Source organism: Streptomyces sp. NPDC001544 (genome assembly GCF_042894285.1).
In the GTDB taxonomy this organism is placed as follows: domain Bacteria; phylum Actinomycetota; class Actinomycetes; order Streptomycetales; family Streptomycetaceae; genus Streptomyces.
In genome coordinates, this window is sequence record NZ_JBIAVN010000001.1 from 284586 (window position 1) to 304950 (window position 20365).

Below are 20365 nucleotides of genomic sequence, written 5' to 3' on the forward strand. Positions count from 1 at the left end.
GTAACCCCCGCGATGTCTGTCGAGTCGGTGTTCCCACAGCTCGAGGCCCTGCTCCCGCACGTGCAGAAGCCGATCCAGTACGTCGGCGGAGAACTCAACTCCACCGTCAAGGACTGGGACGAGTGCGACGTCCGCTGGGCGCTCATGTACCCGGACGCGTACGAGGTCGGCCTGCCCAACCAGGGCGTCATGATCCTCTACGAGGTCCTCAACGAGCAGCGGGGCGTCCTCGCCGAGCGCACCTACAGCGTGTGGCCGGACCTGGAGGCGCTGATGCGGGAGCACGGCGTCCCGCAGTTCACGGTGGACAGCCACCGCCCGGTGAAGGCCTTCGACGTGTTCGGCCTGTCCTTCTCCACGGAGCTGGGCTACACGAACATGCTGACGGCGCTCGACCTGGCCGGCATCCCGCTGGAGTCCAAGGACCGCACCGTCGACGACCCGATCGTCCTGGCCGGCGGCCACGCGGCGTTCAATCCCGAGCCGATCGCCGACTTCATCGACGCGGCGGTCATCGGCGACGGCGAGCAGGCCGTGCTCGACATGACGCGAATCATCAAGGAGTGGAAGGCGGAGGGCCGTCCCGGCGGCCGCGACGAGGTCCTCCTCCGGCTGGCGAAGACCGGCGGGGTCTACATCCCGGCCTTCTACGACGTCGAGTACCTGCCCGACGGCCGTATCGCCCGTGTCGTCCCCAACCGTTCCGGCGTCCCGTGGCGGGTCTCCAAGCACACGGTCATGGACCTGGACGAGTGGCCCTACCCCAAGCAGCCCCTGGTCCCGCTCGCGGAGACCGTCCACGAGCGCATGTCGGTGGAGATCTTCCGCGGCTGCACCCGCGGCTGCCGCTTCTGCCAGGCGGGCATGATCACCCGCCCGGTGCGCGAGCGCTCCATCACGGGCATCGGCGAGATGGTGGAGAAGGGCCTGAAGGCCACCGGCTTCGAAGAGGTCGGTCTCCTCTCCCTCTCCTCCGCGGACCACTCGGAGATCGGTGACGTCGCCAAGGGCCTGGCGGACCGCTACGAGGACGACAAGATCGGCCTCTCGCTGCCCTCCACCCGCGTGGACGCCTTCAACATCGACCTGGCCAACGAACTGACCCGCAACGGCCGCCGCTCCGGCCTGACCTTCGCCCCCGAAGGCGGCTCGGAGCGCATCCGCAAGGTCATCAACAAGATGGTCTCGGAAGAGGACCTGATCAGGACCGTCGCCACCGCCTACGGCAACGGCTGGCGCCAGGTGAAGCTGTACTTCATGTGCGGCCTGCCCACCGAGACCGACGAAGACGTCCTGCAGATCGCCGACATGGCCACGCGGGTCATCCAGAAGGGCCGCGAGGTGTCGAGGTCCAACGACATCCGCTGCACGGTCTCCATCGGCGGCTTCGTGCCCAAGCCCCACACCCCCTTCCAGTGGGCCCCGCAGCTCTCGGCGGAGGAGACGGACGCCCGCCTCGAGAAGCTCCGTGACAAGATCCGCGGCGACAAGAAGTACGGCCGCTCCATCGGCTTCCGCTACCACGACGGCAAGCCGGGCATCGTCGAGGGCCTGCTCTCCCGCGGCGACCGCCGCATCGGCGCCGTCATCCGCGCCGTCTACGACGACGGCGGCCGCTTCGACGGCTGGCGCGAGCACTTCAGTTACGACCGCTGGATGGCCTGCGCCGACAAGGCCCTCGCCCCCTTCGGTGTGGACGTCGACTGGTACACCACCCGGGAGCGCACCTACGAGGAGGTCCTCCCCTGGGACCACCTCGACTCCGGCCTCGACAAGGACTGGCTCTGGGAGGACTGGCAGGACGCGCTCGACGAGACCGAGGTCGAGGACTGCCGCTGGACGCCGTGCTTCGACTGCGGCGTGTGCCCCCAGTTCGACACATGGCCACAACTGAGCCAGAGCGGCAAGAAGCTCCTGCCGCTGACGGTCAAGAAGTCCTCTCCGACCAGCTGAAACGGGCTCTGACGTGAGTGATGATCCGCTGCGGCGCCTCGCCGGCGCTATGGCGGAAGTCACAGAGGAAGAGGCTGCGGCACTGTTGAGCATGCTCGGCGTGCAACGGGGGCGGCAGCAGTTGCCCCAGCAAGTGTCCAGAACGCCGCTGCCGGGGCCTGGAGGCTCGTCCGGCGTCTGCTCCGAGGTGGAGTGGGTGTAAGCACTGAGGGAGCCGCCGCTCAGGACCATCTGAGCGGCGGCTTCGTGTTGCCAGGGAAGTGAGATGTTCGATCAGGGCGGTCTCGCAGTTCGGAGGCGGCGCTGCGTCACAACCGTCAGGACGTGATCTTCACAGTTCGGTGTGAAGCTATTTCCCTCACGCTGAGACTGTCGTGGCCGCTTCCCACTTCGAGCCCCTAGCGCCACCGAGGCGAGCAAAGCATTCGATCAAGTGGCCGAAGGCTCAGGTCGACAGAGCTCCATCGCTGACGACTACGTACCCGCACCCTTGGCCACGCATGCCCGTGAGGCCCTTGATGCTGCAACTGAGCCTGGGCGACGCTCAGTTGCAGTCCACATGCGTCCCCGACGCAACCCTTCGACACTCACGAAGGAGTGGAATATCAGCGAATCACCAGTCGCACCAGTCGGCAGTCAGCTACCCTAATTAGCCCTGCGGATCAGGGAAGGGGCGGGGAAGGGCGGGCTAACTGACCGGGTGGCACTGGTTGCGCAGAGGGGCTATCGAACGCTTGAGTGAATTGCACTAGGCGTCGCACTGGACTCGATGGTCGCCTGGGACGTCGACTTGCTGCACGGCTGACGGCATGCTCGAAATTTTAGAAGACTCCGGGGGGTTCGGTGCACATTAAGTCGTTTCGAGTTCAGAACTTTCGCCGCCTGAAGAACGTCCGAGTAGACCTCGATGAGAAAACAACGATTTTTGTTGGCGCGAATAACAGCGGCAAGACGTCTGCAACTCACGTGTTCCAACGGTTCCTAGACCCCAAGGTTCGATTCCAGATCTACGATTTCACGGCCGACTGTTGGGATGCATTCAACAGCCTCGGTTCTGCAGTGGATCAAACGGAATTGGACCTACCCAATATCTATTTCGATCTTTGGTTCGAGGTTGATGAAGACAACGTGCATCGCGTCCTCAATCTCTTGCCAGGCCTCGACTGGGACGGGGAACCTGTGGGGTTGCGTATGGTTTATGCGCCCAAAGACCCTTCCTCGTTGATGATGAATTACCAGAAGTCGCGGAGCGATAGGAAGCTTCCTGACGAGAGTTCTGATAGTGCTTACAAGCCGTGGCCCCTGAATCTAACCGATTATCTCACCAAGCGGCTGACGAGCGAATATGAGATCAAGTATTACGCACTTGATGCTCGTCAGTGCGATGCCGACCTAATTCCGAGAGACGGATACGAGCCGTTCTACCTTGGAACGAACGCCACCGGCGCCGGCGCTATGGTCAGTTCGCTCATCAAGGTTGACTTTCTTAATGCCCAGCGGCATCTCACGGATTCAGAATCGCACGGTCGAGCCGAGGACTTGTCTCGGAGACTCAGTAGGTACTATCAGCGCAATTTGCAGAAGTTTGAAACTGACCTCGATGCCCTTAGCGCTATCGCTAACTCGGAATCGGCCCTCAACGAGCATTTTGCTCAAGCGTTTGATTCTATTCTGAAGAGTATTGAGCATCTTGGATACCCAGGGGCTACCAATGCTGGCCTCGTAGTCAAGGCCTCGTTCAATGTGCAGAACATGCTAAGCACAAATGCACGCGTTCACTACGCGCTTCCCTCGTCCAGGGGGTCCCTGCTCCCTGATTCATCACAGGTACTGCCAGATCAATACAATGGCCTAGGGTTCAAGAATTTGATCTACATGGCTGTTGAGATCTTGGACTTCCACCATGCTTGGGAAGATGTAGATGACCATCGTCCACCAGTACACCTAATCATGATCGAAGAGCCAGAAGCCCATCTGCACGCTCAACTGCAACAGGTGTTCATTCGCAGAGTCTTCGAACTTCTCCCCGAGGCTAAATCTGGGTTCCATACTCAGATGGTTGTCACGACTCACTCGTCGCACATCTTGTACGAGAGCAGCTTCAAGCCGATTCGGTATTTCTGCCGAGATAGCGGTACGCAATCGGTGCATTGCAGCGAGGTCAAGAACCTGTCGGTCTTCTATAACGGAGAAGAAGAGGCGACACGAGATTTCTTGCAACAGTATCTGAAACTCACCCATTGCGACCTATTCTTCGCCGATGCTGTTATTTTGGTCGAAGGAAATGTTGAGCGACTGCTGTTGCCTCTAGTCATAGAGCGAAAATTTCCTGCGTTGAAGGCGTGCCATCTCACTATCCTCGAAGTGGGCGGAGCGTTCGCGCATGTATTTCAGGAGCTGCTTGAATTTTTGGAGATCACCACCTTGGCCATCACGGACCTCGACAGTGTTGGGCCACCGGAAGTTAACAGTGCTGAAGCGAAGGATTCCGAAGGGAGCCGTGCGTGCAAGACGACTGTGCCGCACGCCATCACCTCAAACGAGACGCTTAAACATTGGTTTCCTAAGCTGACCACGATTGAAGAGTTGCTAGACCTTCCAGACAGCGAAAAGGTCGTTAAGCTCGATGGGGAGGAGGCTGGCAACATCCGAGTTGCGTACCAGACCCGCCAGCCTACTGTATGGGGTTCTAATGGGATTGAGCTGGCTGGTCGAACCCTCGAAGAGGCCTTCGCCCTGGAGAATTTGACTTGGACTCAAGAACCATCGAGAAAGGCCATCGGCCTCACTATCCCTAAGTCAAACCAAATGACTCTTGAACAACTACACGATGCGCTTTTCGCTCGGGTTCGAAACCTCGATAAAACGAGGTTTGCTCTAGGCCTTATTGCTGAGAAAGACACCGCATGGAAACCGCCGCAGTACATCATGGACGGGTTGGATTGGCTTTGTGCGCAGTTATTGTCTCCACCTGTGGGCTCTTCGGTCGGGGGTGAGGTGAAATGAAATCACGAGTTTCTGCCCCAGACACTCCTGCAGATATTAAGTTGCGTGGCCTCCTGGACGGTGATCAACTTCGATCCTTCATCGTGGTTGCCGGCGCCGGTTCAGGCAAGACAACTTCTCTGGTGAAGGCACTTGATTATGTAGTGACGCGGCATGGCGCCCAGCTAAGGGCTCGAACCCAGCAGGTTGCATGCGTTACCTACACCGAAGTGGCAGCTAAGGAGATCCACGCAGATGTGGCCAACAGTCCTCTAGTCTCCGTGTCCACCATCCATAGTTTTCTGTGGACTCTAATTAAGCCGTTCCAGAGAGATATAGCCAAGTGGGTGCGTAGTCATGTAGAGGGCTTGATTCATGAGATCAAAGAAAAGCAGAAAAATTACACAACGCGCACGCGTAACACCACGGTGACGAAGGATAAATCTGATCTGGAGAAACTTGGTGCTCAGCTTCGACTAATCAACGAGGTCAAGCGTTACTCATACGGTGTCGGAAGTGACTATGCAAAGGGAATCCTAGGGCATGAGGATATCATCGCAATGGTTCCCGACCTGATCCTCAGTAGCAAGCTTCTTAAGCAAATCGTGGCCAGTAAATATCCGTATATCTTTGTTGATGAGAGCCAGGATACCTTTCCTAAAGTCGTCGAAGCGCTTAAATCTGTTGATGCTCAGGTGAAAGGTGCCATCTGCTTAGGGTTTTTTGGAGACCCCATGCAGAACATTTTTCAACGGGGGGTTGGTTCGATTATTCGAGAGCAAGGGTGGGAACGAATCGAGAAACCCGAAAATTTCCGTAGTTCAACTAGGGTTCTCAACGTTGTTAACCATGTTCGATCTGAAGCCGACGGCATGGTCCAGGTTTCCGGGCGTTCCCCGGAAGAGCGGAACCCTGGCGAGTTCTTTCTCTTCGTTCTTCCTGCCGATGATCAGCGGAGTGAACGACTGGAGCGCGTGCGAGACTGGCTTGGACAGCACAGTAACGCTGGTAGCTGGGATGCGGACTCGGCTAACGACGGTGAGGGTGCGAAGATCCTCATGATCGTTCACCGAATGGTGGCCAAGCGCATGGGTTTCGAGCATCTCTACGCAGCTTTCCACGATAGCGGCTCGAAGAGCTTGAAGGAAGCTTTTGACGAAGGAAATGCCTGGCCGCTTCGACCCTTTGATGAGGTTATTCTTCCCGTTTGCGCGGCCGATAGTGTTGACTCTCCGGTCGTGATTTCTACCCTTCGTCAAAGTGGTGGAGTATTCAATGACGAGGTCCCCGACCAGGATGTCAGGAAGAAGCTGGCTCTTGCGCGTGACGCTGTGGCACAACTTCGCGAGACTGTGGCAAAGGGTGGTCCAGGCTCTATTGGGAAGGCTCTGAAGCTGGCTCTAACCGCAAACCTTATTTCCCCGGACCCGCGACTCTCCGTTTACCTAGAGCCGGAGGGTCAGCATGCCGAGATCGTGCTGTCCACGGAGACCAAAGAGACCCTAGACGCCTTTATGGCCTGCAACGTAGGCGAACTCTCGGATTACTTCAGGTACATTCGACAACAGTCTCCCTATTCTACGCAGCATGGGACTAAGGGGGCAGAATTCTCTAAAGTCATAGTTGTCCTGGATGACGATGAAGGAAAGTATGGCCTTTATTCCTATGAGAAGCTATTTGGAATCAAGGAACTTTCGGATACTGACAAGCGAAACTTGACTGCGGGGAAAGAATCGGTCTTGGAGCGGACTAGGCGCCTTCTTTATGTGTGTGTTTCACGCGCGGTTGATTCACTTGCCCTTGTTGTGTTCGTAAGCGACCCGGTTACGGCCAAGTCGGTGATTGGGAAATCGAATATTGCAGATGGGGCGTCTATCTTGACTGAAGCTGACCTCGCAGTTTTTTAGTCAGCTAGCGAACCAATGGAGACAGCAGTGTTCTTGCCTGGCTGCCGTTTCTGGCTAGGTATTTAGTTGCGAAGGCTCGTCTAGAGCCTGTCCGTCTGAAAGTTCACCCGTCGGACCTCAATCTCGCCGTGTCGTGCACAACTGGGTACGGTCTAAGTCGTATCCGGTGCACGTCGGGTTGGTCACCCGTAGTCGTGCGCTGGTTGATCGCGTGCGACTAGGGGAGCTGGTACGGGCATGGCGGTTGACGCTGCTCGGTCGGAAGAGGGGTTCACGTCGGCGAGAGCTGCGGGGGTGATGAGGGACGCGTGCCGGGCGGCGGGGCTGGATGGCGGGGGCGCGGAGCTGATCCGGTTCGGGGAGAACGCTCTGTTCCGGCTGACGTCGGTACCCGTGGTCGTGCGCGTGGCGCGGGGGGAGGAGTGGCTACCCAAAGCGCGTATCGAGGTGGCCGTGTCGCGGTGGTTGGCAGGGGAGGGCTTCCCCGGGGCGCGCATCCTCGATGACCTCGAACAGCCACTCGTGGTCGACGGTCACCCGGTGACCTTCTGGCATCTCATCCGTGAGGGTGACCGTAAGGCGACGTACGGGGAACTGGGCGGCATCCTGCGAGACCTCCACTCCATGACGCTGCCGGCCGGGGTGGAGTTTCCCTCGTTCGACCCCTTCGACAAGCAAGAACTGCGGATCGACCGGGCCCCGATTCCGGAGGACGATCGAGTCTTCCTGCGGAAGCGCTGGCGTGAGCTGCGTGACCAGTTCGGAGAGCTGAGCTTCGGGACCCCCAAGGGGCCTGTGCATGGCGATGCCCACGTGCAGAACCTCATGGTGGACGATCAAGGGCACGTCATCCTGATCGACTTTGAGGCGTTCTGCTTCGATCACCCGGAATGGGACCTGATGGTCACGGCCACGGAGCATCACAGTCTTGGGTGGCAGACCGACGAGGAGTACGCCGAATTCGTGCGGGCCTACGGGCGCGACCTGTACGACTGGCCTGGTTATGACACGCTTCGGCGGCTCCAAGAGTTCGGCATGACGACCTGGCTTATGCAGAACGTGCGGGAGGACGAGAGGACGGCTGCCGAGTATCGCCGGCGCATCTCGGCCCTGCGCAACGATGACGCGCCTCGGGACTGGCGGCCGTGGTAGCCGCTATTCGTCGTCGTCCAGCCGGGCCAGTGCCTCACTCACCTTCTCGTTGAAGGCGACCACGGCGGGGTGGGCCACGTGCGCGCTCACCTCGGCCTGGAAGTCGGTCACGTAGCGCTGGAAGCGGGAGGACTGGAGGGAGTCTCCGCCGTCGACTGCGAGACTCGCCGTGGTGACCGCGGCTTCCAACTCGCCGTCTATGAGCTGGCTCTGCGCGAGCACCATGCGGCAGAAACCGAGGGTGCGGGCGTACGCCGGGTCGGTGCTGTCGACGGCGCGCTGTGCCTGCTCAACTGCTTCCCGGCGCATCCGTAGATCGCGGAAGCAGTGGCAGAACTCGCCCGTGAGCTCCGCTTCGTCGAAGTAGCCCAGCCATGCGGGGTCCTCGGCACTGTCGGCCTGCTCGAAGTGGCGTGCCGCCTCGTTCATCGCCCGGGCTGCGCCTACCTTTTCGCCCGCGTTGGAGAGGGCTCGGGCCTCCATCGCCCAATAGTTGGACATGGCGCGTGGGGTGGCTCGGCCCTTGGCGCCCTCGACGGCGGCGCGGGCCAGTTGGATGGCCTGGGCGTGGTTGCCGAGATAGTTCGCCTGGTGGCTGAGGTTGCCGAGGATGCGGGCGCCGAACATACGGTCATCGATGACCTGCGTCAGCCGGAGCGTGGACGACAGGTAGCGGTGGGCGAGCCGGTGGTTTCCAGTGTCGTACGCGGTCCACGCGAGAAGCTGAGAGACCTCAGCGGCGGCGCCGAATAAGGCGGTGCCCACCTTTTCGCTGTAACTGGCGTCCAGCAACGGCAGGACTTCGTGGCGGAAGTAGTGGCGCAGTGCTTTGTGGCCGTGGCCTCCGCCGTACTTGAAGTCGAGCTGCATGAACATGCCTGCGGCGTCCCTGATCGCACGTACGTCGCGCATGCCGACGCGTTGGCGTCCGGGGCGATCGGCTTGGATGCCATCGGGGCGCGCGATCATCCATGACAGGACGGCGGAGCTGAGGTCTCCGTCGGCAACGATCAGCGGGTCGTCGGCCGGGGTTTCAGACCGCTCGTCGGCAAGACTGCCCAGTGTGGAGAGCACGTCGGGAACGGTGCCCGGGTAGCCGACCGGCTGAGGGTCGGCGGGCCGTGAGTGGTCGAAGAAGCCGAGATCGCCGGGTGTGATGCGGCGTCCGAGTTTGGTGCTCAGTACGTCCGCCATGATCGCCGCTGTCTGCGGTTGGATGCCGGCGCCGTCCCGCCAGCGCTGTACGGAGACGTGCGTCGTTCCAAGACTGATGCCGCGTGCGGCGGCTGTGTCCTTCATGCGCTTCGCGAGGCCCTTGTTCGAGACCTTGGCCTGCTCCATGACAGCGATCAACGGCGCGTTCGGCTCTCGGCTCATGCTCCCCTGCCAACCCGAGAATGACGGCAAGTGTTCATCGTGTCACAGCAGTATCAGCTTTGGGGGGTTCATGGATGAACCCCCTTGCCCTTGCCGGTGTTCACGTGAACCCCCTGGTGAACGCTCCCGGTCACGCCTGCTTCGCCGTGTACTGGCTTGCGTGAAGCAAGCGGTGTCTTGAGGGCCGCGGGGCCGCGGAAGGGGAAGCCGATGGACGCGGGGAAGACCGAACGTCTGGCGGGTGAGCTTGATGCTTACGCGCACTGGTTCGTGAGGCCGGAGCCGTTCTCCGACGGGCACTTCCTGGCGTTGACGCTCTTCGCCGAGTTCGGTGACACGGCGCGCGTCGCTCGCGACATGACGGCGGTGTTCCTCCGGGGTGCGGGTGCCGATGAGATCGTTGACGACGCTCGGTTGGTCGTCTCGGAACTGGTCGGCAACGTGGTGAACCACGCCGTGCCGGACCGGCATCTGTCCTCCCCTGGTAGCTGCCGGCGCATCGACGTGATCTTCAAGATGTGGCCGAAGTGGCTCTTCATCGGGGTCGCCGATGAGGACTCGACTCCTCCGCTGCTGCCGGTGGGAGAGGTGTTCTCCCCGGGACTGCTGGGAGAGCTGTCTGAGGCGGTGCTACCCGACAGCGGTCGGGGACTGCTCATCGCTCAGCGCCTGGCGGCGTCGGTCTGGTGGACGCCGGAGGACCGGGGCGGCAAGACGGTTTGGTGCCGATTCGATCTGAACGGCGGAGTGGAGTCCGTACCGCACTGGTGATCTCCGGGCTGCCGTCCTCGTTTCGCTCCTTCGCGATCGGGAGCGGGCGGCGGCCCGGTACGGCCGGAGTCTGACCCCTTCGGCCAGGGCGCGGCTCCTCCGGATTTTCGGGAGCTCCCCCACGGCCGGAGGGCCGCGCCTCACAACCACAAACCGAGACCGGGCCACCCCATCAGCCCTGGAAAGCGAAGGGTGGCCCGGTTGGGAACGCGGCGGTTCCCGGTGCCTGATGGTACCGGGGCCGTCGTGCTGCGCGTCTGCCCTGGTCCACAGAGAGTTGACGATCCGTTACATAGATCGGGACAGAGGTGGGCAACGTGACTGGCTCGGGTGAGAGCTGGCTGAGCGACGGTCTTGATGACATTGCAGGAGACGACGACGGTCTGTGGGTGCCGGGAGTCGACTATGTGGCGGGCTGGCGCACTGGGCGTGCGGCTGCCGACCGGTTGAATCGCGCGCTGCTCGGGGTGGGCTTCGAGCTGTCCGCCGTGCGGGCGGTGGCCTCGACGGACCGGGATGGGCGCGGGGTTGTGCGGCTGGCGGGCCGGCCGGAAGCGGCTGAACTGCTTGCCGGGCTCCTGGAGACGCTTGCCGACGGCACCGACGGTGCGGCATGAGGGGCACTGGCGCCGGTGAGCGGCGCGCGTGGGCACGTCGCCTGCCGGAGAGACTTTGGGCGGTAGCTGCCATGGGGCGAGTGAACAGGGGGCCCTACGCTGGCCCGGCGAATCGGGCAGGCACTGGTCCTGCCCGCGTACGTGCCCGATGGGCCCCCTGTTCTTCGAGGCTCGCCCCATGGGAGCTGCCTAAAGTCTCGGAGGCCGGCGACCCCCGGCCGACCACGCCCCGGCCCTCGACGGCCGTTCGACGCCTCCACTCCTTGAGCGTCCTGCGGTGCGGGGCGTCCGGCGGCCGGACGGGACCGGCGGCCACGCCGCACGCCCGGCCGGGGCGGCCGGGCGGCCCGGCGCGCCGCAGGCGCGCCCTTGAGGAAGTGAAGGCGGTTTCGACCGATGCCTCTCGCCCCTCATGCCTGGCGGCGTCGGGCGGGTTGCTTGTCGGCGGTGATCCGATAGGTGATCTCGGCACGGTCCGCGCCGACGCGCAGTTCTTCGAGGATCAGCGGGCGGTCGTCGGTGCCGTGCGCGACACGGGCCAGGTGCAGGATCGGAGTCGCGTCCGGGAGCTGGAGCGTGCCGCGCTCGTCGGGCAGCGGCATGCGGGCCCGGACTGTCTCCGACCACCACAGGGCGTGTCCGTCCTGGGTGAGCAGTCGGTAGACCGCTGCCGGACGCTTGCAGGGCTCCTCCCTCAGCAGCGGGACGGCTTCGGCCACCTCGAAGGGGATCAGCGTGCGGTGCATGGCGCGGGTGCCGGTGCTCGGATCGATCAGCAGTCGGTCACAGCCGAAGAGCGCTTCTTCTTCGTCGAGTTGGAGCAGACGACCCGTGGCCTTGGTGGTGCGGGTGCGGTACGTGGCCGGCTCCTCGGCCTCCTCCCACACGTCGCCGTTGGGCATGGTGAACCTGCCGTCGCTGGTGCGGCTGATGCGGCGCTCGATGGTGAGCGCGGGCTGACCGTCGGAGCGTACGAAGCTGCCCTTGCCATGCCGTACATCGATCAGCCCTTCCGCGCGCAGTGCGGCGATCGCGTTGCGCACGGTGGGGCGGGAGACCCCGTAACGGGCGATCAGCTGGGCCTCCGACGGCAACGGGGAGGCGGGCGCGAACTCGCCGGACAGGATCGCCTCTCGGATGGCGGCGGCCACCTGCTGGTAGAGGGCTCCGGGGCGCTGGATCTCCGTCATCTCGGCTTCTCCGGTTCGGTGTCGTAGGCACGTCGCACGCGCGTCATCACTCGTCAGCATAAGTAGTTGCGCCCTTGCCGTACAGCGCTCCATAGTCATCACTCGTAAGGACAAGTGACGTCCGGATGTGCTGGGCGTCCCAGCTGGCCAAGGAGGCCGAAGAAACATGCAGTCCATTCCTGTGGACACGGCGCGACTGGGCGTACTGCGGTGCGCCATCGCGCCGGAGGCGAAGATCAGCAACCCCGAGACGCAGGAGGTGAAGAAGGACCGGGACGGCAATCCGGTGTTCACCGTGGCCGTCACGGTGCGGCAGGACCGGCGGCGGATCTCCGTCATCGAGATCGCGGTGACCGGTGAGCCCAAGGGCATCGAGGAAGGGCAGATCGTCAAGGTCACCGGACTGACGGCGTTCATGTGGGCCATGGGCGACCGGCACGGCGTCAGCTTCCGGGCTGACGCGATCACGCCCGTGCACGGCGCCGCTGCCGCTCACGCCAAAGGCGGTGACGCGTGATGGGGGCGATCCTGCTCGCCTTCGCGCTCGCGGTGCTGGCCTGGATGCTCGTCGTCGGTGACCTGGTGCGCCGGCACCGCCCGGCCTGGCACTGGTACCTCATCGGTTACCCCGTCACCGCGTGCCGGGTGGTCCTCACCTGGCGCAAGGTCGCCATGCTCAACGACCTCGCCGTCTCCCGACGTCCGCCGCGCGGGCTGCTCGGCGACCTGGTCGTCAAGGGCGATCCGCTGCGGCCGGTGGCTCCGCGGATCTCCTTCCCGCGGGCTACTCCCATGGGCCTGACCGCGCTCGTGCGGCTGCACGCGGGGCAGACTCCGGCGACGTTCCTCAAGGCGGCTGACGCGCTGGTCCACGCGTGGAAGGTCCACGCAGTGCGGGTCACCTCACCGGAACGCGGGCTCGTGCTCCTGACGGCTACGGCTACAGATCCGCTTCAGCGTCCCGGCCTGGCAACCGCACCGACGGAACTCCTCTGCGCGCTCGTCGGCGTCCTGGAGTCCGGCGGGGCCTGGGTGATGAACCTCCGCCTGGTGCCTCACTGGCTGATCGTCGGCGCCACCCGCTCGGGCAAGTCCACGCTGTTAGCTCGGCTGATCACCCAACTCGCGGCCCAACGGATCGCCCTCGTCGGCATCGACTGCAAGGGCGGTATGGAGCTGGGCCTGTTCGCCGGACGGCTCAGTACGTTGGCCACCTGCCGCCGGGAAGCGGTCGCGGTGCTCTCCGCGCTCGTGGTCGACATGCAGGATCGCATGAGCGCGTGCCGGTCGGCCGGCGTCCGCTCGATCTGGGAACTCCCCGACAAGCTGCGGCCCGTGCCGGTCGTCGTCATCGTCGACGAGATCGCGGAACTGTACCTGTCCGACGGCACCCGCGAGAGCAAGGCAGAGGCAGAACAGTGCTCCACGCTGCTACTGCGGCTGGCACAGCTCGGGGCCGCGCTCGGCATGCACCTGGTCATCGCCGGACAACGGGTCGGCTCTGACCTTGGGCCCGGCGTCACCGCCCTGCGGGCACAACTGGGCGGCCGGATCTGCCACCGGGTCAACGATCCCGGTACAGCGGAAATGGCCCTGGGTGACCTGAACAAGGATGCCGTGGCCGTCGCACAAGCGATCACGGCACAGGAACGCGGCGTGGCCGTGTGCACCGGGCCGGACGGCGGCTGGAGCCGTGCCCGCTCCCATCTCACCCCCACCGAAGAAGCCGTGGCGACGGCCCGCAAGTACGCCCCCATGGCCCCCGACCTGCCCACCGTCAGCCGCGCCCTCGAAGCGCTGGGAGGAGACGACAAGTGATCAGCACCGGTACCGCCGTGTCCCTCGTCGTGGTCTTCGGGATCATCACCTTCCTCCTCGTCCGCTCCCGCGATGTACGGATCTGGGAAGCGGCGTGCATCGCCCTGTTCGGCATGTACCTCGGCGAGACGCCCGTAGCCCTCACGATCAACGGCTTCCTCACCTGGTTCCTCAGCGGCTTCAACCACTTCTGATCAGGAAGGACCCATGCGCATGCCCATGCCTCGCGTGAGGTGCCCCCACTGCAAGGGCGACGGGGCCCGCAAGACCTGGACTGGCCGGCTGCACCGCTGCCGCGTCTGCCGGGGCACTGGAACCACCCGCTGACCCCCTTCACGCCCGACCACGCAAGAGAGGTGGTCCCCATGACCGACCACGCGTCACCCACCATCCTCCGTGCCGCTGCGGCGGCCCACACGGGAAGGTCACCACCATCACCCCGGAGTTCACCCCAGCTGACAGGCGCGCCCTCCTCGACCGCGCGGCGCGCCTGCGCCAGCTTCCCGAAGCAGACCGCGACGCCATCCGCATCGCCCAAGATCCGCGCTTCTCCCGCTGGCTGGAGCAGGTCACCGCTACTGGCGGCTGTGCCCACCCCGTGCATCTCTCCGGTTCCACCACCACCCTGGACGGCGCAACAGGCGAGATCATCCGTCAGTACGACACCCGAGACGAACCCGGCGAACGCCTTCTCGTCCGCTGCCGCAACCGCAGGGCAACCGTCTGCGCCCCCTGCTCCCGCCTCCATGCGGGCGACACCTTCCACCTGGTCCGCGCGGGCCTTCTCGGCGGCAAGAACGTCCCCGCCACGGTCCGCAACCGCCCCCGGCTCTTCGTCACCCTGACCGCACCGTCCTTCGGTTCAGTGCACCGGACCGGGGAACGCTGCCGCCCTCGCCGTGACGGCAGTACGTGCGAACACGGCTCCTACCTCGGCTGCGCCACTGAGCACGCTCCGACCGACCCCCTCGTCGGCCAGCCCCTGTGTCCCGACTGCTACGACTACACCGGACACGTCCTGTGGCACGCGCACGCCTCCAAGCTGTGGGACCGCTTCGTCATCGACGTCCGGCGGCGCCTGGCCTCCTCCGCCGGTCTCGTACAGTCCCGCTTCGCCCACCACGCCCGGCTGTCCTTCGCACGTGTCGCCGAATACCAGAAACGGGCGGCTGTCCACGTGCACGCCGTCGTCCGCCTCGACGGCCCCGACGGACCGGCCGACGAACCCCCGGCCTGGGGCACGGCCGATCGGCTCACCAATGCCGTACGTGCCTCCGCCGGGCGTGTCCTGGTCCGCACCCCGTACAGCCCCGCCGTCGGCGAACTGCCCGTGCGCTGGGGCGCCCAACTCGATGTCCGTCCGCTGTACGCCGACGGTGACGGGCCCGGTGATGACGCGGTGGCCGCGTACGTCGCGAAGTACGTCACCAAGGGAGCGAGCGACACAGGCGCCGGCACCGACCACAAGGTCACCACCTGGGACGACATCGACACGGCACCCGTGAGCGCGCACGTCCGTACCCTCATGCGCACCTGCTGGCGCCTCGGCGGCCTCCCGGAATACGCACCCCTGCACCTGCGCACCTGGGCTCACACCCTCGGCTACCGCGGCCACATCCTCACCAAGTCACGCGCCTACTCCACCACCTACGCGGCCCTACGTGCCGAACGGGCTCAGCACATCGGCCACGCCGACACCCCGGACGTGATCACGGATGCCCACTGGCGCTACGTCGGCTCCGGCCACACTCCCGGCGCGGCGCTAATCGCGGCCGGAGTCGCCCAAGACCTCGAGGAGTGCCGACGGCTCAGCGCTGATGCGGGGCGATGGGGAGGTGGCCGCCGATAACTCCTCTGCCGAAACTTGAGCCCGCGAACGACAGAGCTGCGAGCTTGATCGAAAGTGAGATAGTGATCGTGGATGAGGACGGCACGGAAGAACCGTTCGACGCCTCCACGTGGTTCGAGTAAGACACGAAGCCGCCTCCCCGCGTGACGGGAAGGCGGCTTCGTTCTTGTGCGGCCTGGGATCAGAAGGCTTGCGCGAAGTCGTCTTCGCGGATCACGAGCCGTTCGCGTACGTCCTTCGGGATCAGCAAGCGAAGGTGCACCTTCGGCGCCCGGACCTTCGGCACCTTCGTGCGGGTGACCTCGCAACGGATTCCGACGCGGTAGAGGTCTGCGGACATGGCTTCCATGCCGCCTTCCTGCCAGTGCTCACGGAACGTCTTCCCGCCGTGGACGTTGACCCATCGGTCCTTCGCCGTCTCGGGGTCAATCGCTTCGAGCTCACTGATGAGCTTGTCCAGCGTCGTTTCCGCCTGTTCCTTCGTGAACCGCGTCTTCGTGTACCGGCCCCCCGGTTCCAGTTCCTTCATGTACAGCGCGATGGACTCCTGAAGGCGCTTGATCTCCCTCCGCGCCTCGGCGCCCTCCGCGTACTGGCGAACTTGCACGGGGAAGTCTCCGAGGACCTTGAGAACGTCCTCCACCAGGCGCTCGTAGACCCGCTCGGGGTGGGGCGCCCCGAGTCCGCCGCTCTTGCAGTTGCGGCACCGCAGGTATTGGTAGGTCCCATGAGTGTTGGTCGTGACCTGCACGATCATGTTCGTCTTGCAATCGGCGCACAGGAGAACGCCGAGGAACTGGGTCGCCCCGCCGACACGGCGCGGAGGCTGGTTCTTCTTGCGCTTGTCGAGAGCGGCGCCGAGCGTCTCGAACTCCTCCTCCGTGAAGATGGCGGGCGCGACCTTGATCGGTCGGCCGTCCTTGCCGAGCACCGGCTTCGAACGTCGCTGCCCGCCGTTCTTGTCCTCTTCTACGCGGTAGCCGAGGAGCGCGGGATTGCGGAGCCGGCGGAGCAGCGTCACCACGGTGAGGCCCTGGCTCATAAGGCCGGACCGCTTCAGACAGCGCACCATGAAACTGGCTGAGCGTCCTCGAAGCGCCATGTCCCGAGCCCAGTGCAGTGCCTTGTACGCCTCGGGATCGATGGCGAGAACGACCTTCCCCGTGTCGTCCTCGTCCGTGACATAGCCGTACGTCGGCTTCCCGATGATCCAGTCTTCCTGGGACTTCGCGTAGTCCCACAGGCTCGTGACCCGGGTGGAGGTGTTCGCCGCTTCGATCTCGGCGATGCCGCCGATGATCGTGACCATGATCTTCCCGGCGGTCGTCGTGAGATCAAGACTGTCGTTCTTCGAGACCAGGTTCTTCCCGCGCTTCAGGCTCCACTCGATCATCGTCGAGAGGTCGGAGAGACGACGTACGAAGCGATCGAGCTTCCAGAACAGAAGCTCGTCGAACTCGGGGGATCGGTTGTTCAGCCAGTCACCGAGCTCCTTCCGCTTCCACGGCGGAACCTTGGTCGCCGACACGTTCAGGTCGGAAGCGACGCCGATGACTCGGCTGCCTCGCTCCCTGGCCAGGATGCGGAGATCGAGCTCCTGCCGTACCGGCGACGTCGTGTCGTCCGTTAGTACTGATAAGCGGATCGACAGGAGCGCCCGGGGAGCATCCGCGGGAAGCAGGGCCTCGGCCCGCTTCAGCTCCTCCAACAGGGCAAGGTCGGCCTCGGTCCACTCGGCTTCCACGTTGTAGGCCGCTCGGTCTGCCGCGAGCCGCCGCTGTCCTCGTTTCCTCATGCCGACAGCGTGGCGGAGTTTTAAGCGTTTTTCCATATGCCCGGCCATGGACACGTCCATCCAGATCGGCCCGACCGGCAAGAAGCTGCTGCCGCTGACCGTGAAGAACGGGGGTCCGGCGCCGGCTTCGGCAGGTCACGCGCACTGACCGGGCTGTCGATGCCGCAGTCGGTGAGTCCCACTCATCGCTACCGGTTCACCTGGGACGGTGCGTCGGCGGAGCCGGGCCCGCGCTGATCGGGAGGTCCGTGACCGCCTCCCCTGCCCAGCGCCAGCCGCAGCACGCGCGGCCAGTCGGCGGGTGGTCTGTTCGCCGGGGTGCCGGGGCGGTGGCGGGGGACGCGGATGCGCAGGGCGCCGGGGGCGATGCGGCACAGCACCGGGGCCGCAAGCGTGACGTGCTCCCCGTCGATGCCCGCCGGGACGGTAGGGCCGTCCGCCTCCACGGCCACTTCCCGGGCGGTCAGCCGTCGCAGGTCGGGAGAGCGTGCCCCGCGTACCGTCCGCGCCGCCTGGGCGGCACTGTGGACGCCCACGCACAGGACGCCGAGCCGTCCGGAGTCCAGCCGCTCCCGGCGCCCGGGGTGGGCCGCGTCGGTGGCACGCCGGTAGGGGTTGTTGCTGACCAGGACGGCCTGAAGTCCGCCGATGCGCGTTTCACCGGCCCGCAGCCGAAGGCCGGGCGCCTCCTCGCCGCCGAGGAGGCCGGGCAGTGTCTGCAGGGCGGTGCGCAGTTTGCGGTTGCGGTAGGCGGGGTCGGCGACCACGGACGCGTAGGTGCCGAACGAGGCGTTGTTGACGAACACCCGGTCGGCCGCGAACCCGAGGTCGACCCGTTGTTCCACACCGTCGGTCAGGGCGTCCAGGGCCGCCGCCGGATCGTCGCGGTCCAGGCCGAGATCCAGGGCGAAGTGGTTGCGCGTGCCGGCCGGGATCACCAGGAAGGGGATGTCGTGCGCGGCGGCCACCTCGGCCACGAGGGCCTGCGTGCCGTCGCCGCCGGCCACCGCCAGCAGGTCGGCGCCGTCGTCCACCGCCCGCCTGGCCAGTTCCGCCACGTCCTGGTGCCGCGCCGGATCCAGCAGGACCACCTGCGCGCCCGCCGCCCGCGCCTTCTCCTCCAGGTGGAAACGGGTCACCTTGCCACCACCCGAGAGCGGGTTCATCACGATCCAGGGACGGCGCGGCGCCTCCGCACGCCGCTCACGGCCGGCCGTGGCGGCGCCACCCGCCGGCGTCAGGGCGGTCCGCGCGGCCGCGGCGGCCAGCGCCCACAGCCCCAGGGAGACGGCGGCGGCCCACACCACGCCGTTCGCGGCGAACAGGGCGAGGACCGCCAGCGGAACGGCCACCGAGAGCAGGGTTCCCACCGCCCGGACGATCCCCGTGTGCGCGAGGACCAGCCACAGCCCGGCAGCCGTGAGGGCCAGCCCCGCGACACCGATCACCGGCCAGAGCAGACTGGTCAGCCCGGCGGCGACGAGCGGCACCACGACGCTGCCTGCCAGGGTGAGCAGCGCCAGACGGGCCCACAGGGCGGGCGACCCGCGGGAGGCCGCGCTCACTGTTCCCGCGGCGTTCCCCCGTATGCCCCGCCGGCACCGGCAGCACCGGAGGCACCGGCAGCACCGGAGGCACCGGCAGCACCGGAGGCACCGACTGCCCCGGTGGAGTCCGCGGGCCGGGCCACGCACAGCGCCCAGATGACGAGCCCCGACAGCGCGATCATCAAGGTGGACCACACCGGGGAGTACGGCAGGGACAGGAACTGGGCGATGATGATGAGTCCGGCGATGCCCACGCCGGCGAAGCGCGCCCACCGCGCCGACTGGAACAGCCCCAGGCTGACGATCACGGCGAACGCTCCCAGGACGAGGTGCGCCCAGCCCCAGCCGGTCAGGTCGAACCGGAAGACGTAGCCCTGGGTGACCAGGAACACCTGGTTCTGGACGATCCCCATGATGCCGCGCAGGATGTCCAGCACTCCTGTGATCATCAGCATGACGGCGGCGAAGAGCATGAGGCCCTGGGCCCACGGGTGCCTCGCCGCGTGTACGGGGGCGGTCTGCGAAGCAGTCATGTCGACTCCCTTCCGGGTTCATCCTGTGCATGGCAGGGGCGGAAGGGGCTCACCCGGCGCGGGTGAAGGACCGGGCGGCGCGGTGCCCGGCGTACTCGTTGCCGACGACGGCACCGAGATGGATGACCACGCCCACCGCCACCAGCCACGACAGGATGACCATGACGACGCCCACGGGACCGTACTTCTGGTTGTTGGCCACGATCGACGCGGAGAAGAAACGGGCGGAGAACAGCCCGAGGCCCATCCAGCAGACACTGGTGGCGAGGGCCGCGGGCAGGAGGAAGCGCCAGGTGACCGCTCCGATGAGCAGCAGCCGCATGGTCACCCACCAGAACACCAGCGCCAGGACGAAACCGGACAGGCTCCTCAGGGCGAACGAGGTGAGCACCGCGCCGGACCCGGCCTGTGCCGCTCCGTACACGACCAGTGCCGCGAGCCAGGCGAGCTGGGCCGCGAGGTCCCGCCACCACCGGGGGGCGACGTCGAAGAGGAGCTGGTACCAGCCCTGAAGGGTGCCGGCCACGGCGACCGCGCCCGCGACCAGCAGGAGCGCGCTCACCAGGGTGAGGGTGACCGAGCCGGGACTGGGTTTGAAGAGGCCGGCGAGAGCCTCGGCCGCCTGGTGGTTCAGCCCGAGCCATCCCGCCACCACCTCCGCCGCGTTCTGGCCGACGGCGGTGGTGACGAGGATCAGGAACGGGAAGAAGCAGAGGAAGGCGAGCGACGCCAGCTGGAACGAGTGGCCGAAGAAGTCCGCCACGCTGAGACGCCCCCACAAGCGCCCTGCCGTACTCGCCGTGAAGCGCCTGCCCGCCGTCCGCCATGCGTTGCCCAGCCCGATGCACCGTCGCATACCAGGCAGTCAACA

Annotated in this window: 16 protein-coding genes; 10 read left to right on the forward strand and 6 right to left on the reverse strand. The window is 65.1% G+C overall.

What is annotated here, in order from left to right; genetic code table 11:
• Positions 1-12: 12 nt before the first annotated feature.
• The 4 genes from ACFY0F_RS01275 to ACFY0F_RS01290 all read left to right on the forward strand — a co-directional run bounded on the left by ACFY0F_RS01275 (position 13) and on the right by ACFY0F_RS01290 (position 7997).
• Positions 13-1953 (forward strand): TIGR03960 family B12-binding radical SAM protein, encoded by a 1941-nt coding sequence (locus ACFY0F_RS01275; protein ID WP_388787090.1) that lies wholly within the window; start codon positions 13-15, stop codon positions 1951-1953.
• A gap of 843 nt (positions 1954-2796) precedes the next feature.
• Positions 2797-4959, forward strand: coding sequence for an ATP-dependent endonuclease (locus ACFY0F_RS01280; protein WP_388787093.1), 2163 nt, complete (start codon positions 2797-2799; stop codon positions 4957-4959).
• Positions 4956-6845 (forward strand): UvrD-helicase domain-containing protein, encoded by a 1890-nt coding sequence (locus ACFY0F_RS01285; protein ID WP_388787096.1) that lies wholly within the window; start codon positions 4956-4958, stop codon positions 6843-6845. The genes ACFY0F_RS01280 and ACFY0F_RS01285 overlap by 4 nt, the downstream gene beginning before the upstream one ends.
• Positions 6846-7082: 237 nt before the next feature.
• Complete coding sequence (locus ACFY0F_RS01290; RefSeq protein WP_388787099.1) at positions 7083-7997, forward strand: phosphotransferase enzyme family protein; 915 nt, start codon at positions 7083-7085, stop codon at positions 7995-7997.
• 3 nt (positions 7998-8000) lie between these two features.
• Here the strand turns inward: ACFY0F_RS01290 and ACFY0F_RS01295 are convergent, their stop codons facing one another.
• The gene (locus tag ACFY0F_RS01295) at positions 8001-9374 is read right to left on the reverse strand and encodes a sporulation protein (protein ID WP_388787102.1); all 1374 of its coding nucleotides are present in this window, start codon (positions 9372-9374) and stop codon (positions 8001-8003) included.
• 210 nt (positions 9375-9584) lie between these two features.
• Here ACFY0F_RS01295 and ACFY0F_RS01300 point away from each other — a divergent pair, with 210 nt between their 5' ends.
• Positions 9585-10145, forward strand: a complete 561-nt coding sequence (locus ACFY0F_RS01300; protein WP_388787105.1) for an ATP-binding protein — start codon at positions 9585-9587, stop codon at positions 10143-10145.
• Positions 10146-10462: 317 nt separating this feature from the next.
• Positions 10463-10762: a hypothetical protein gene (locus tag ACFY0F_RS01305; RefSeq protein WP_388787107.1), complete on the forward strand. Its 300-nt coding sequence runs from the start codon at positions 10463-10465 to the stop codon at positions 10760-10762.
• A 410-nt stretch (positions 10763-11172) separates the two neighbouring features.
• Here the strand turns inward: ACFY0F_RS01305 and ACFY0F_RS01310 are convergent, their stop codons facing one another.
• Complete coding sequence (locus tag ACFY0F_RS01310) at positions 11173-11952, reverse strand: GntR family transcriptional regulator (protein ID WP_388787109.1); 780 nt, start codon at positions 11950-11952, stop codon at positions 11173-11175.
• Between the two features lie 166 nt (positions 11953-12118).
• Between ACFY0F_RS01310 and ACFY0F_RS01315 the strand changes: the two genes are divergently transcribed.
• From ACFY0F_RS01315 to ACFY0F_RS01330, 4 genes are all read left to right on the forward strand, one after another.
• On the forward strand, positions 12119-12469 hold the full coding sequence (locus ACFY0F_RS01315; protein ID WP_388787112.1) for a hypothetical protein: 351 nt from the start codon (positions 12119-12121) through the stop codon (positions 12467-12469).
• A complete protein-coding gene (locus tag ACFY0F_RS01320; protein WP_388789124.1) occupies positions 12469-13770 on the forward strand; it encodes an FtsK/SpoIIIE domain-containing protein in 1302 nt (433 codons plus the stop codon). Before ACFY0F_RS01315 ends, ACFY0F_RS01320 begins: the two co-directional genes overlap by 1 nt.
• Complete coding sequence (locus tag ACFY0F_RS01325) at positions 13767-13964, forward strand: hypothetical protein (protein ID WP_324785634.1); 198 nt, start codon at positions 13767-13769, stop codon at positions 13962-13964. Before ACFY0F_RS01320 ends, ACFY0F_RS01325 begins: the two co-directional genes overlap by 4 nt.
• A 296-nt stretch (positions 13965-14260) precedes the next feature.
• Positions 14261-15619 carry a replication initiator gene (locus tag ACFY0F_RS01330; protein ID WP_388789127.1) on the forward strand — a complete coding sequence of 453 codons (1359 nt, stop codon included), beginning with the start codon at positions 14261-14263 and terminating at the stop codon, positions 15617-15619.
• A 181-nt stretch (positions 15620-15800) separates the two neighbouring features.
• Here the strand turns inward: ACFY0F_RS01330 and ACFY0F_RS01335 are convergent, their stop codons facing one another.
• The 4 genes from ACFY0F_RS01335 to ACFY0F_RS01350 all read right to left on the reverse strand — a co-directional run bounded on the left by ACFY0F_RS01335 (position 15801) and on the right by ACFY0F_RS01350 (position 20257).
• Entirely contained in the window at positions 15801-17363 is a 1563-nt protein-coding gene (locus ACFY0F_RS01335) for a recombinase family protein (RefSeq protein WP_388789130.1), read from the reverse strand.
• Between the two features lie 239 nt (positions 17364-17602).
• Entirely contained in the window at positions 17603-18979 is a 1377-nt protein-coding gene (locus ACFY0F_RS01340) for a diacylglycerol/lipid kinase family protein (RefSeq protein WP_388787116.1), read from the reverse strand.
• Entirely contained in the window at positions 18976-19494 is a 519-nt protein-coding gene (locus tag ACFY0F_RS01345; protein WP_388787118.1) for a hypothetical protein, read from the reverse strand. The genes ACFY0F_RS01340 and ACFY0F_RS01345 overlap by 4 nt, the downstream gene beginning before the upstream one ends.
• Positions 19495-19543: 49 nt before the next feature.
• Positions 19544-20257, reverse strand: coding sequence for a ribonuclease BN (locus ACFY0F_RS01350; protein ID WP_388787121.1), 714 nt, complete (start codon positions 20255-20257; stop codon positions 19544-19546).
• Positions 20258-20365 lie beyond the last annotated feature (108 nt).